We start from the raw sequence: 13,510 nt of genomic DNA on the forward strand, positions 1-13,510 counted from the left end.
GGTCAGTGGCCGGTGTCGTTCATCGCAAGCCGCTGCGGCGCGCTGAACACGCCCGGGTTCTGCGGCCCCTCGACGTCGAGGAAGCCGAGGCAGCCCTTCTGCAGCCGCGACAGCGCGTGGTCGACGAGGAGGAAGCGGCCCGGCACTTCGAGCTTGAAGTCCACCGCGGCCGCGCCGCCGGGCGCCACCGTGATGGTCTGGACGTTGTTCAGCGGGCGCGAGGTGAGGTCGCCCAGGCTGAAGACGCGGTCGAAGATCTCACCGATGACATGGAAGGAGGAGGTGAGGTTCGGCCCGCCGACGCCGAAGAAGATCCGCACCGTCTCGCCGACCTTGGCCTTCAGCGGCGCGCGTTCCGTCAGCGCGCCCACCGCGCCGTTGAACAGCACATGCGTCGGCCGCTCGTCGAGCAGGCGGTCGAAGTCCTCGCCGATCTCGCCGCGGGCGCCGAAGGGCTGGTCGGTGTAGAGCTCGCCCTGCATCACGTAGAATTCGCGGTCCACCGGCGGCAGGCCGCCCTCGGGCTCCACCAGGATCAGGCCGTACATCCCGTTCGCGATGTGCTGGGCGTGCGGCGCCACGGCGCAGTGGTAGACATAGATGCCGGGGTTGATGGCGCGGAAGGTGAAGGACTTGGATTCGCCGGGCGCCGCCACCGTCACCGCGCCGCCGCCGCCAGGGCCGGTCACGGCGTGGAAGTCCACGTTGTGCGGGTGGCTGCTGCCTTCCGCGTTCTTCATCGTCACCTCGACCGTGTCGCCCACGCGGACGCGCACGAAGGGGCCGGGGACGCGGTCGTTGTAGGTCCAGTAGGTGTAGGTCGCGCCATCGTCGAGCCGGCCGGTCACCTCGGTCGTCTCGAGGTTCACCTTCAGGTGCTGCGGGCCGCGGTTGCCGATCGGGCCGGGCAGGTCGGACGGGTTGCGGACGATGTCGACGACCGTGGCGGGGGCGGGCGCGGCGGCGGTGGCGGCGGCGTGCTGCGCGCGGGATTCGTGGGCCGCGGCGCTGCGCAGCAGCCCGGTGCCGGCCAGCGCGCTGGCGGTGCCGAGGGTGAGGAACCTGCGTTGCATGTTCATGATGTCTGCCGCTCCATGTCGGCGAGGCTCGTTGAAAGCGGGCGGACCTTCGCGCCGCGGCGCCCCGCGGTCCTTGTCGGCCGACAAGTTGGGCGTCGCTTTGCCCCCCGCGGCCCGGGCTTGTCCACGGACAAGGACGCTGCCGCGGCGCGGACCTAGTTTCCCCCCGCCGCGCGGCGGATGTTCAGCGTGGCGCCCCGGCGCGGAAGGAAAGCGTGCGATGCAGATCGGGATGGAACGGGCCTGGCCCGGCGTGACGGAGGCGGGCCTGCGCCGGACCCCTGCCGGGCGGGAGGGTTGAGCATGTCGGCCGCATCCATCGGGTCCGACGCGGTGGCGGGTGGGCGCCGCGGCTTCGCGCTCCTCTCCCACGGCTTCCGGCCCTTTTTCCTGCTTGCCGGGCTCGCCGCGCCCTTCGCGGTCGGGCTCTGGGTCGCGGCGCTGGCCGGGTTGCCGGTGCCGGCCGACGGGCCGCTGCCGATCCAGCGCTGGCACGGGCATGAGATGCTGGCCGGCTTCGTCGCCGCCGCGCTTGCGGGCTTCCTGCTGACCGCGGTGCCGAACTGGACCGGGCGGCACGGCTATGCCGGCGCACCACTGGCGGCCCTGGTCGGGCTGTTCCTGGCCGGGCGGCTGGCGCTGCTGCCGGGCTCGCCCCTGCCCGTCGGGCTGGCGGCGGCGGTGGCGCTGGCCTTCCTGCCGGCGCTGGTCGGTCTGGTGCTGCCGGCGCTGGTCCGCGCGCGGTCGGCGCGGCTGTTCGGGCCGCCGGCGGTGGTGCTGCTGTTCTGGGCGGGCGACGTGCTGATGCTGGGCGAGGCCGCGGGCTGGTGGGACGCACCGACCTGGCGGGCGGGGCAGCTGCTGTCGGCCGATGCGGCGCTGGCGCTGGTCGGGCTGATCGGCGGGCGCATCATCCCCTCCTTCACGCTGAACGCGCTGCGCAAGACCGGCCGCCCTGCGGAGCCGCGGCCGCTGCCGGGGGTGGACCGCGCGGCGGTGCTGTCTCTGCTGGCGGTGCTGGTGGTGGACCAGGTGGCGCCGGACGGCGTGGCGGCGGGGTTGGTGGCGGCGGTGGCGGCGGCGCTGGTGGCGCTGCGCCTGTCGCGCTGGCACGGGCTGCGCACGCTGGGCCAGCCCATCCTGTGGGTGCTTCACCTGGCCTATGGCTTCGTGCCGCTGGCGCTTGCGACCAAGGCGGCCTGGCTGCTGGCGGGCGCACCCTGGGCGGCGCACTGGTTCCACCTGCAGGGCGCGGGCGCGCTGGCGCTGATGATCCTGGCGGTGATGACGCGCGCGACGCTCGGCCATACGGGGCGGGACCTGGTGGCCGCGCCGGCGACGACGGCCGCCTATGTCCTGCTGGCGCTGGCCGCGCTGGCGCGCGTCTTCGGGCCTGCCCTCACCGACGCGCACCTCCCGCCGCTGGTGGTCGCGGCGGCGCTGTGGGTGACAGCCTTCGGATTGTTCCTGGCCGTCCATTTCCCGATCCTGCTGCGCCCGCGGCTGGGCGGCCGGCCGGGTGCGTAGCGCCCGGCCGGTGGAGGCGGGGTCGCCGGAGCGGTGGATCGGCCGCCCGGACAGGGTCCGCGGAGTGATCCACGGGAGCGGATGGCGCCGCCGGCCCGTGCCGGCCCGGGCCTTCCCGCATCCGGCCTCAGTTCCGGCGGGCCAGCACCTCGCCATTGACCACGATGTCGGGGTCGAGCCGCCCCTCGAAGCAGGCGATCACCGCCGCGGCGCTGTCCATCGCCATCCGCCGCAGGCCTTCCTGCGTGCTGGCGGCGACATGCGGCGTCATGATGAGGTTCGGCGCGTCGAGCAGGGGGATCGGCGTCTCCACCGGCTCCTCCTCGAACACGTCGAGCCCGGCGGCGGCCAGGTGCCCGGCGCGCAGCGCGACCTCCAGCGCCGCCTGGTCCACCAGCGTGCCGCGCGCGGTGTTCACCAGCACCGCGCCGGGCTTCATCCGCGCCAGGAAGGCGGCGTCCACCATGCCGCGGGTCTGCCCGTTCGACGGGCAGTGCAGCGTCACGATGTCGGCCGCCCCGGCGGCATCCGCCGCGTCCTCCACCGGCTCGAAGCCGAGCCCGCGGATGCTGCCCTTGCCGATGTTCGGGTCGCGCACCAGCACGCGCATCCCGAAGGCGGCGCAGAGCTTCGCCACGCGGGTGCCGATGCGGCCGAAGCCCACCACCAGCACCGTCTTTCCCGCCAGGTCGAAGGTGGGCAGCCCGGGCAGCGCCCCCCAGCGCGGGACCCGCATGTTGTCGTTGAAGGCCGGCAGGCGGCGGGCGCAGGCCAGCATCATCATCAGCGCGTGTTCCGCGACGCTGACGGCATTGGCCTCCGGCGTGATGGTCAGCGGGATGCCGCGTTCGGTCAGGGCGGGGACGTCCACCATGTCGTAGCCGACGCCGTGGCGCGCCAGCAGGCGCAGGTTCGGGCACATCGCCAGGAAGGGGCGGTCGATGCGGATGGTCCGGACGATCAGCGCATCGGCCCGCGGCAGGTTGGCCGCCAGCGAGGCCGGGGAGATGTCGTCCAGCACCTCCGCCGTCACGCCGGGCGTCGCGTTCAGCAGGGCGATGGCGTCCGGATGGATGGGGCGGATGGAGATGCAGTGCGGCATCGGGCAGCCTTCAGGATTGACGGTTCGGGGCGGCGGCGGCCGCATCGGGGCGCAGCCCCGGTGCGTCCCGGTCCATGGGCGTCCCCGCGCCCGCACTCTCCGGCCGGGCGGGCGGGCTGGCAAGACGGCGCGGGCCGCGCCATCTGGGGCCGGGGGGCAGGAGGGATGGAGATGGGCTTCGCGCATTCCGTCGGCGGCACGCGCTTCACCTTCGACGACCTGCGGACGCTGCTGGCCCGCGCCACGCCCGCGCGGTCGGGCGATGCGCTGGCGGGCCTCGCCGCGGCCAGCGCGGCCGAACGCGTGGCCGCGCAGCGCGCGCTGGCCGACCTGCCGCTGCGCCACTTCCTGCACGAGGCGGTGATCCCCTACGAGGCGGACGAGGTGACGCGCCTGATCCAGGACCGCCACGACGCCGCGGCCTTCGCCGCCGTGTCGCACCTGACCGTCGGCGGCTTCCGTGACTGGCTGCTGGCGGAGGCGGACGCCGCCGCGCTCGCCGCCCTCGCGCCCGGGCTGACGCCGGAGATGGCGGCGGCGGTGTCCAAGATCTGCCGCCTGCAGGACCTGGTGGCGATCGCGGCCAGGTGCCGGGTCACCACGCGGTTCCGCAACACGCTCGGCCTGCCCGGGACGCTGTCCATCCGGCTGCAGCCGAACGACCCGGTGGACGACCCGCGCGGCGTCGCCGCGCAGGTGCTGGACGGGCTGCTGCTCGGCGCGGGGGATGCGGTGATCGGGGTGAACCCGGCGACCGACAATGTCGACAACCTCTGCCGGCTGCTGGCGATGCTGGATGCGCTGCGGGAACGCTTCGCCATTCCGACGCAGACCTGCGTGCTGGCGCATGTCACGACCACGCTGATGGCCATCGCGCGCGGCGCGCCGGTGGACCTTGTGTTCCAGTCCATCGCGGGGACCGAGGCCGCGAACCGCGGCTTCGGCGTGTCGCTGTCCCTGCTGCGCGAGGCGCATGACGCCGCGCTGGCGCTGGGCCGCGGCACGGTCGGCAGCGACGTGATGTATTTCGAGACGGGGCAGGGCAGCGCGCTGAGCGCCGGGGCGCATCACGGCTGCGACCAGCAGACGCTGGAGGCGCGGGCCTATGCCGTGGCGCGCGAATTCTCCCCCCTGCTGGTGAACTCCGTCGTCGGCTTCATCGGGCCGGAATACCTGTACGACGGCAAGCAGATCACCCGCGCGGGGCTGGAGGACCACCTCTGCGGCAAGCTGCTCGGCCTGCCGATGGGGGTGGATGTCTGCTACACCAACCACGCCGAGGCCGACCAGGACGACATGGACGCGCTGCTGACGCTGCTCGGCGTCGCGGGCGTGACCTATGTGATGGGGGTGCCCGGCGCGGACGACACGATGCTGGCCTACCAGTCCACCTCCTTCCATGACGGGCTCTATGCGCGGGCGGTGCTGGGCCGCCGGCCCGCGCCCGAATTCGCCGCCTGGCTGGAGGCGATGGGCCTGGCGGGGCGCACGCCGGACCTGCTGCCGGCGCCGATGGCGGCGGTCCTGGCATGACCGCGCCGGCACCGCGCTGGGCGGAGCTGCGCCGCCACACCGCCGCCCGCGTCGCGCTCGGCCGCGCCGGCGACGGCCTGCCCACGGCCGCGCATCTCGATTTCCAGGAAGCCCATGCGCGGGCGCGGGACGCGGTGTGGTCGGCGCTCGACGCCGCCGCGCTGGAAGCCGCGCTCGCGCCGCTCGGGCTCTCCACGCTGCGGGTGGCGAGCGAGGCGCCGGACCGGCGGACCTACCTGCTGCGCCCCGATCTCGGCCGCCGCCTCCGCCCCGGGGACCGGGAGAGGCTGGCCGGCGCCGCCTCGCCGGGGGCGCTGGTGCTGGTGGTCGCGGACGGGCTCTGCGCCAGCGGGGTGCAGGCGCAGGCGGCGCCGCTGGTGGGGGCGCTGCTGCCGGCGCTGCGCCGGTCGGGCTGGCAGGTCGGGCCGGTGGTCATCGCCAGCCAGGCGCGGGTGGCGCTGGGCGACGAGGTGGGGGAGGCAGCCGGCGCCGCGGCGGTGGCGGTGCTGATCGGGGAACGGCCGGGCCTCACCGCGCTCGACAGCCTCGGCGCCTACCTCACCTGGGCGCCACGGCGCGGGCGCGCCGATGCCGAACGCAACTGCATCAGCAACATCCGCCCCGGCGGGCTGGGCGTGGCGGAGGCGGCCCGCAAGCTGGCCTGGCTGCTGGACGCGGCCCGCCGCGCCGGGCTGACCGGCGTGGGGCTGAAGGACGAGGAACCGGGCCTGCCGGCCGCGGAAGCCGCGCCGCGGCTCAGTAGAACGCCGTGACGGCCACCGCCATGAGGACGAGTATGACGATGAGCGAGGCGGTGGCGCGGAGGAGTTCGCCGGCCTTCTCCCGCGTCATCAGGGGCTCGGCGGTCGGCCGCACGGGCAGGGCGTTGCCTTGCGGCAGGTCGGCATAGGGGTCGTGAAGACCCAGGAACTCGGACTTCGTGCGCGTCGTCTGCGACATGACCGCCCCATGGCGTGGAAGCGGGCAATACTTAACCGGTCCGAACCATCATCGAAACCAACCTTCGGTTGCAAACACGACTTTCTTTACCGACTGTGAACGGAGATGGTCGCCCCTGGCGGCGGCGTGAAACGACACGGGGCGCCCGCCGCGGACGCGGCGGGCGCCCCGTGGGCAACCCATGGCTGAGGGGGTCACCCCCGCCGGCGTCAGGCCGCCTCGCTCTCCTGCCGGCGCGCGTGCTTCTTGCGCTCATGCGGGTCGAGGTAGCGCTTGCGCAGCCGGATCGCGGAGGGCGTCACCTCCACCAGCTCATCATCCTCGATATAGGCGATCGCCTGTTCGAGGCTCATCCGCCGCGGCGGGGTGAGCAGCAGCGCCTCGTCCTTGCCCGCGGCCCGGATGTTGGTGAGCTTCTTCTCCTTGATCGGGTTCACGTCGAGGTCGTTGTCCCGGCTGTGCTCGCCGAGGATCATGCCGACATAGACCTTCACGCCCGGATCGACGAACAGCGTCCCGCGCTCCTGCAGGTAGAACAGGGCGTACTGGATCGCCTCGCCGTCGGAGTTGGAGATCAGGCTGCCGTTGCGCCGCCCCTCGATCGTCCCCGCCCAGGGGGCGTAGCCGTGGAACAGGCGGTTCATCATGCCGGTGCCGCGCGTGTCCGTCATGAACTCGCCGTGGTAGCCGATGAGGCCCCGCGACGGGATCAGGAAGGTCAGCCGCACCTTGCCGCCGCCGGACGGGCGCATGTCCTGCATCTGGCCCTTGCGCTGCGACATCTTCTCGACGACGACGCCCGAATAGGTCTCGTCGACATCGATCACCGCCTCCTCGTACGGCTCCTCGCGCTCGCCCGTCTCCGGGTTGTCGCGGGTCAGCACGCGCGGGCGGCCGATGGTCAGCTCGAAGCCCTCGCGCCGCATCGTCTCGATCAGCACGCCGAGCTGCAGCTCGCCGCGGCCGGCGACCTCGAAGGCGTCCACTTCCTCGGACACCTTCACCCGGATGGCGACGTTGCCCTCCGTCTCCTTCATCAGCCGGTCGCGGATCTGCCGCGACGTCACCTTCTTGCCCTCGCGCCCGCCGAGCGGGCCGTCATTGATGCGGAAGGTCATGGCGAGAGTCGGCGGGTCCACCGGGATGGCGGGCAGGGGCTCGGCCACCTCGGGTGCTGCGATGGTGTCGGGGATGGTGGCGTCCGACAGGCCGGCGATGGCGATGATGTCGCCCGCCTGCACCTCCTCCACCGGGACGCGGTCGAGGCCGGAGAAGGTCATCAGCTTGGTCAGCCTCCCCGTCTCCACCACGCTGCCGTCCTGGCGCAGCACGCGGACGGGCATGTTCACGCGGCCGATGCCCTGCTCCACCCGGCCGGTCAGGATGCGGCCGAGGAAGTTGTCGCTCTCCAGGATCGCGGCGTTCATCGCGAAGGGCTTGTCGAGCTCGACCTTCGGCGGCGGGACGTGGCTCAGGATCAGGTCGAACATGGGCGCCAGGTCCTTGCGCGCGCCCTCCAGCTCCAGGTCCGCCCAGCCCTGCCGGCCCGAGGCGAACAGCGTCGGGAAGTCCAGCTGCTCGTCCGTCGCGCCGAGGGCGGCGAACAGGTCGAACACCTCGTTGTGGACCTCGTCCGCGCGGGCGTCCTGGCGGTCCACCTTGTTGATGACGACGATCGGCTTCAGGCCGCGCGCCAGCGCCTTGGTCAGCACGAACTTGGTCTGCGGCAGCGGGCCCTCGGCCGCGTCGCACAGCACGATCGCGCCGTCCACCATCGACAGGATGCGCTCCACCTCGCCGCCGAAATCGGCGTGGCCGGGGGTGTCCACGATGTTGATCTTCACCCCCTTCCATTCCACCGCGGTGGACTTGGCGAGGATGGTGATGCCGCGCTCGCGCTCGAGGTCGTTGCGGTCCATCGCGCGTTCGGCGACGTGCTGGTTGGCGCGGAAGGCGCCCGCCTGCTTCAGCAGGTTGTCCACCAGCGTGGTCTTGCCGTGGTCGACATGCGCGATGATCGCGACGTTGCGGATTTCCATGGTGACGATCCGGGTTCCGGTTTGGCCGACCCCCGGCGACCCGGACCGGCCGCCAGGGGCGGTCGTACGGGCAGCAACTCGGGCCTGTGGCTTGATGCGGCGCACACATAGGGGGGCCGGCGCGAAAAAGCGAGCATGAACGCGCATCCGCCCCGCAGACCCGCCATGCGCTGCCCCGCGCGCCCGGCCGAAGGTCAAGACGGGGGCGGCTTGGTCGAGCTGGGCGCGATGGCGCCGGGGGGCGGCGGCTGGCGCGGGACCTCGATGTCGGGAGCGATCGCCACCGGCGGGCTGGCGGTGCCGCCGGCGGGGATGTCCTGCGGCACGATGCCGGGCAGCGGCTGGGCCGCGGCGCCGGGCCCGCCCCAGCCCGAAGGCCGGGGCAGCGGCGCGGGCCCGCCGGTGGCCGCGGGCGGCACCGGCTCGGGCGCCTTCGCCTCCGCCGCCGGCGCATGGTCGTCGTCCAGCAGGGAGAGTGCGTCGGCCAGCCGCGCCTCCGCCGCCGCCTGGTCACGCCGGCCGAGCGCCTCGCGCGCGGCGGCGATGGCGCCGACCGCCCCGCCCGACAGCGGCCGCCCGGCGCGGGTCGCGACCTCGGAACGGGTCAGCAGCCGTGCCTCGGCCCGTTCCAGCAGGTCCGTCGTCTCGCCGAGCCGGCCCGCCGCCAGCGTCCGCTCCGCCAGGCGCAGCAGCGTCGCCGGGTCGCCGACGCCGTCCACCAGCGCCCCGCCCGGCGGCTCGGCCCGCGCTGCCGGGCGGGTGGGCGCGATCCGCGCGCCGGTCCCCTCCTGCGCGGGGGAATGGCCGGGCGAGGCCAGCAACAGGGCGCAGGCCAGGGGGACAAGGGCGGGGCGGACGGTCATGGGGCATTCCTCCGCGCGGCCGGGAGAGGGGGCCGCGCCTGCCCGCAACCCGCCGGGCGGGCGGGCGGTTCCGCCCGGCGGCCGGCCAGCGCGGGCAGCCTTCCCATCCGCGTGAACCCGCGAAGGCGTGAGGCTGCGCGGCGGGCGGGGTGTGGCACAGAAAGCACGGCGCGCCCTATTTGCCGCGATCCATGCCGCCGAATCACGGGAACCACGTTCGGCCCAGCGGTGCGTCATGCGGTCCGCCTTCCGGGACCGCGTGGCCGCGACCCGAATCAGGAGAGACACGATGAAGCTGAAGACCCTCTTGCTGGCGGCCACCGCCCTGGCGCTGCCGGCCGCCGCGCAGGCGCAGCAGGTCAGCGGCGTCTACATCGCCGCCGGCGCCGGCGTGAACTGGCTGCAGGATGCCGACCTCAGCGCGACCGGCCAGCTCGGCCAGCAGCTGGCCGCCACCGGCCGCCGCACGCGCGGCGAGGTTTCCTTCGAGACCGGCTGGGTCGGCGTCGTCAGCCTCGGCTACGGCTTCGGCAACGGCGTCCGCGCCGAGATCGAGGGCAACTACCGCCAGAACGACGTGGACGGCATCAGCGGCTTCGGCGGCACCACCAATGCCTCCGGCACCGCGCGCAGCTACGGCGTGATGGCGAACGCGTTCTACGACTTCGACCTCGGCCTGAACTTCGGCGGCTTCTCCTTCATGCCGTATGTCGGCGTCGGCGCCGGCTATGTGTGGCGCGAATTCGACGACGTGCGCGCATCCGTGCTCGGCGGCACGGTGCGGACCGACGGGACGGATGGCCGCTTCGCCTACCAGGCGATCGTCGGTGCCTCCGTGCCGCTGACCGCCTATGCCCCGGGGCTGGCCTTCACGGCCGAGTACCGCTTCCTCGGCACGCTCGAGCACAAGCTCGACACCAGCAGCGGCGGCGGGTCCTTCACCATCGCCCGCGGCAACACCCGCAGCGAGAACTACAACCACGCCATCCTGGTCGGCCTGCGCTACGCCTTCGGCATGACGCCGCCGCCGCCGGTCGTGGCGCCGGTCGCGCCCGCCCCGGCCCCGGCCCCGGCGGTGGCGCGGACCTACCTGGTGTTCTTCGACTTCGACCGGGCGGACCTGACCGACCGGGCGCGCCAGATCATCGCCGACGCGGCCCAGGCCTCGACGCGCGTGCAGACCACGCGGATCGAGGTCGCCGGCCACGCCGACCGCTCGGGCAACCCGCAGTACAACCAGCGCCTGTCGCAGCGCCGCGCCGATGCGGTCGCGTCGGAGCTGGAGCGCCGCGGCGTCTCCCGCAGCCAGATGGTCATCCAGGCCTTCGGCGAGAGCCGCCCGCTGGTGCCCACCGCCGACGGCGTGCGCGAGCCGCAGAACCGCCGCGTCGAGATCGTCCTGCGCTGACCGCCGCCGCCACCCCCACCCCCGCCGCGGCGGGGGTGGGTCGGGGCGGGGGCATCGGGTGCGTGACGGCCTTCCAGCCGGCTACTCGGGTACGCGGCCGGCTGGCGGACTGCGACAAGCGTACTCCTCGAAACCTGAACTTCGGGCCGGCACCGGAAGGTGCCGGCCCGCTTTTCGTCAGGCCCCGACCAGCGCCCGCAGGTCCGCCTGCGGCCGCGCGCCGAAATGGCTGATCGCCTCCGCCGCCGCGACCGAACCCCAGCGGCCGCATTCCGCGAGCGGCAGGCCGCGCGCATGGGCGGCCAGGAAGCCGGCGGCATAGGCATCCCCCGCGCCGGTGGTGTCCACCACCTCGGTGGACACGGCCTTCACCTCGTGGCTGTCCGTCCCGGCCACCACCAGGCTTCCCTTCTCGCTGCGGGTGATTGCGGCGAGCCCGACCTCCTGCCGCACGGCGGCGACCGCCTGTGCGAAATCCTCCGTCCCGTAGAGCGTCAGCAGCTCCGCCTCGTTGGCGAACAGGATGTCCGTCTCGGCCCGCACGAAGTCCCGGAAGGCCTCGCGGTGGCGGCCGACGCAGAAGGGGTCCGACAGCGTCAGCGACACCTTCCGCCCCGCGCCATGCGCCACCTTCGCCGCCTTGCGGAAGGCCGCCTGCGCCGCCGGCGGGTCGAACAGGTAGCCTTCCAGGTAGGTGACGCCGGCCGAGGCGACCTCCGCCTCGTCCACGTCGTCGGGCCCGAAGGCAACGCAGGCGCCGAGATAGGTGTTCATCGTGCGCTGGCCGTCCGGCGTCACCAGGATGAGGCAGCGCGCGGTCGGCGCGCCCCCGGCCAGCGGCGCGGTCGGGAAGCGGACGCCGGTCGCGCGGATGTCATGGGCGAAGACGCGGCCGAGTTCGTCCTCCGCGACCTTGCCCAGGAAGCCGACGCGGGCGCCGAGCGCCGCCGCCACCGCGCAGGTGTTCGCGGCCGACCCGCCCGACCCCTCGATCCCCGGGCCCATCGCGGCGTAGATCCGCTCCGCCCCCGCCGTGTCGATCAGGGCCATGGTGCCCTTGGCCATGCCCTGGGCCGAGAGGAAGGCGTCGTCGGCGCGGGCGAGCACGTCGACGATGGCATTGCCGATGCCGAGCAGGTCGAGGGAGGCGGTCATCGTCGGTCGGGACCTCGCGAAGGGAATGTCTTGGGGGGAAGTTGAAGGCGGCGGACGTTGCCGGAAGGGGCCCGGGGCCGCTAGTCCCCGCGGCATGTTCCGCGCCCTGCTCCTCGCCGCCGGCCAGCTCCTCGACCCCGCCTTCCGGCGGCCGCTGCTGCTGGGCGCGGTGCTGGCGCTGGCGGGCGGCTTCGGCATCGCGGGGCTGGTCGGCTGGGGCCTGGGCGAGGTGGCGGGCGGCAGCGGCTGGTTCGCGGGCGTGGTCGCGGCGGCGGGCGGCGTGCTGGCGCTGTTCGCCGTCTTCTGGTTCTTCGTCCCCCTGCTGCTGGCGGTGGCGAGCCTGTTCACCGACGGCGTGGCCGAGGCGGTGGAGCGCCGCCACTACCCCGCCCTGCCGCCCGCCCGCGGTGCCCCGGCGGCAGTGCAGGCCTGGGCGGGCGGCGCGCTGGCGCTGAAGATGGCGGGCCTCACGCTCATCCTGCTGCCGCTGTCGCTGCTGCTGCCGATCGTCGGCGCGCTCGCGCTCTGGGCCGTCGCGGCGATCGGGCTGGGGGAGGGACTGTTCGAGGGTGTGGCGATGCGCCGCATGGGGCGGGACGCCGCGGCCGCGCTGCGCCGCCGCCGCCGCGGCGAGATCTGGGGCATGGGCGCCGCGCTGGCGCTGCTGGCTCTCGTCGCGCCGCTCAACTTGCTGGTTCCCGTGCTCGGCACCGCGGCGATGACGCATCTGCTGCACCGGCCGGAGTGACCCCGCGCGCCCGTCCCTGCCCGTGTCGCGGGCCGGATCGGCCGGTTGTCTCCCCGACCCCGCGCGTGTTAGCCGATGCCCGCCGCGCGGCGGGACCAGGGACGCCCCGCCGCACTCGGTCCGGCCGCTGCCGGTCATCCGAAGCAGGGGGATGAGTGGGATGAACGTCTTCGGCCGCCGCCGAGAGGAGAAGCCGGCGGGTGCCGGCACGGCGCCGCCGCAGCCGACCACCATTCCCGTGGCTCGCGACCCAGAGCTGGGCGCTCCGCCGCCTCCTTCCTCCACCAGGGATACCCAAGCCATGAGCCTCGCGCCCAAGCCGCCCGGACCGACTCCCTCCATGCCGTCCGGCCCGACGCCGCCCGCCGGCACCGCGATCCCCCCGCGCCCGCCACAGATGGGCGGCATGGGCGGCCTGGGTGGCCCGATGGGCGGTCCGATGCCGTCGCCGCAGGGCGGCCCCGCGCCGCGCCCGACCGGGCCCGACCGCCGCACCCTCGTCGTCGGGCGGGGCATCAGCCTGCAGGGCACCGTCAGCGACGCCGAGCGCCTGGTGGTGGAAGGCACGGTCGAGAGCCAGATGATCCAGGCGACCGAGCTGTCGATCAGCCAGACCGGCGTCTTCAAGGGCGAGGTCCAGGTCGAGGACGCCGAGATCGCCGGCACCTTCGACGGCACGCTGACCGCGCGCGGCGCGCTCGTCATCCGCGGCACCGGCCGGGTCATCGGCGTGGCGCGCTGCCGCCGCCTGATGGTCGAGGAAGGGGGCCAGATCTCCGGCCGCATGGAGATGCTGGGCGACACCCAGGTTCCCGCCGGCCCCGCGCCCCGCGCCTTCGCCGAGGGCTGACGCCTCCGCCGCCGCGCCGGTCCCCCGACCGGCGCGGCGGTCCCTTCCCCCCGAACCCCGCGGAGCGTGCCGTGATGAAGCGCGCCCTTCTGCTCCTGCTGCTGTTGCTGCCCGCCGCCTGCGCCCAGCCCGACGCCGCCGACCCCGCGGGCGTGCTGCAGGAGGCGCTCGCCTCCCATCAGGCGAGCATCGCGGGCCTCGCGCCCCGCCCGGCCGCGGCCGGCGGCGAGGGCAGCGAGCCCCCCC

General features: G+C 74.3%; 12 protein-coding genes. 6 read left to right on the forward strand and 6 right to left on the reverse strand.

Translation table 11 applies throughout. The features are described 5' to 3' along the window. Positions 1–2: 2 nt before the first annotated feature. A complete protein-coding gene (nirK, locus tag ACK8OX_RS23025; RefSeq protein WP_430666610.1) occupies positions 3–1,073 on the reverse strand; it encodes a copper-containing nitrite reductase in 1,071 nt (356 codons plus the stop codon). A gap of 309 nt (positions 1,074–1,382) precedes the next feature. On the opposite strand from nirK, the gene ACK8OX_RS23030 reads away from it, so the two are divergent. Then, on the forward strand, positions 1,383–2,606 hold the full coding sequence (locus tag ACK8OX_RS23030; RefSeq protein WP_430666611.1) for an NnrS family protein: 1,224 nt from the start codon (positions 1,383–1,385) through the stop codon (positions 2,604–2,606). 127 nt (positions 2,607–2,733) lie between these two features. Here ACK8OX_RS23030 and ACK8OX_RS23035 read toward each other — a convergent pair whose 3' ends face one another. Continuing rightward, positions 2,734–3,708 carry a hydroxyacid dehydrogenase gene (locus ACK8OX_RS23035; RefSeq protein ID WP_430666612.1) on the reverse strand — a complete coding sequence of 325 codons (975 nt, stop codon included), beginning with the start codon at positions 3,706–3,708 and terminating at the stop codon, positions 2,734–2,736. A 171-nt stretch (positions 3,709–3,879) separates the two neighbouring features. On the opposite strand from ACK8OX_RS23035, the gene ACK8OX_RS23040 reads away from it, so the two are divergent. Both ACK8OX_RS23040 and eutC read left to right on the forward strand, forming a co-directional pair. Continuing rightward, positions 3,880–5,241 (forward strand): ethanolamine ammonia-lyase subunit EutB, encoded by a 1,362-nt coding sequence (locus tag ACK8OX_RS23040; protein WP_430666613.1) that lies wholly within the window; start codon positions 3,880–3,882, stop codon positions 5,239–5,241. Continuing rightward, entirely contained in the window at positions 5,238–6,014 is a 777-nt protein-coding gene (gene eutC / locus ACK8OX_RS23045) for an ethanolamine ammonia-lyase subunit EutC (protein ID WP_430666614.1), read from the forward strand. Before ACK8OX_RS23040 ends, eutC begins: the two co-directional genes overlap by 4 nt. On the opposite strand, the gene ACK8OX_RS23050 is transcribed toward eutC, so the two are convergent. From ACK8OX_RS23050 to ACK8OX_RS23060, 3 genes are all read right to left on the reverse strand, one after another. After that, complete coding sequence (locus ACK8OX_RS23050) at positions 5,998–6,201, reverse strand: hypothetical protein (protein ID WP_430666615.1); 204 nt, start codon at positions 6,199–6,201, stop codon at positions 5,998–6,000. The two genes, eutC and ACK8OX_RS23050, sit on opposite strands and share 17 nt — an antisense overlap. Positions 6,202–6,410: 209 nt before the next feature. Continuing rightward, on the reverse strand, positions 6,411–8,240 hold the full coding sequence (typA, locus tag ACK8OX_RS23055) for a translational GTPase TypA (protein WP_430666616.1): 1,830 nt from the start codon (positions 8,238–8,240) through the stop codon (positions 6,411–6,413). A 194-nt stretch (positions 8,241–8,434) separates the two neighbouring features. Continuing rightward, entirely contained in the window at positions 8,435–9,103 is a 669-nt protein-coding gene (locus ACK8OX_RS23060) for a hypothetical protein (protein ID WP_430666617.1), read from the reverse strand. A 289-nt stretch (positions 9,104–9,392) separates the two neighbouring features. Here ACK8OX_RS23060 and ACK8OX_RS23065 point away from each other — a divergent pair, with 289 nt between their 5' ends. Then, positions 9,393–10,511 carry an OmpA family protein gene (locus tag ACK8OX_RS23065; RefSeq protein ID WP_430666618.1) on the forward strand — a complete coding sequence of 373 codons (1,119 nt, stop codon included), beginning with the start codon at positions 9,393–9,395 and terminating at the stop codon, positions 10,509–10,511. A gap of 177 nt (positions 10,512–10,688) precedes the next feature. Here ACK8OX_RS23065 and ACK8OX_RS23070 read toward each other — a convergent pair whose 3' ends face one another. Next, entirely contained in the window at positions 10,689–11,666 is a 978-nt protein-coding gene (locus ACK8OX_RS23070; RefSeq protein WP_430666619.1) for an adenosine kinase, read from the reverse strand. Positions 11,667–11,760: 94 nt separating this feature from the next. On the opposite strand from ACK8OX_RS23070, the gene ACK8OX_RS23075 reads away from it, so the two are divergent. Further along, positions 11,761–12,414 (forward strand): EI24 domain-containing protein, encoded by a 654-nt coding sequence (locus ACK8OX_RS23075; RefSeq protein WP_430666620.1) that lies wholly within the window; start codon positions 11,761–11,763, stop codon positions 12,412–12,414. Positions 12,415–12,715: 301 nt separating this feature from the next. Beyond that, a complete protein-coding gene (locus ACK8OX_RS23080) occupies positions 12,716–13,264 on the forward strand; it encodes a bactofilin family protein (RefSeq protein WP_430666621.1) in 549 nt (182 codons plus the stop codon). Positions 13,265–13,510: the final 246 nt, after the last annotated feature.

The organism is Falsiroseomonas sp. CW058, assembly GCF_050563535.1.
Lineage (GTDB): Bacteria > Pseudomonadota > Alphaproteobacteria > Acetobacterales > Acetobacteraceae > Falsiroseomonas.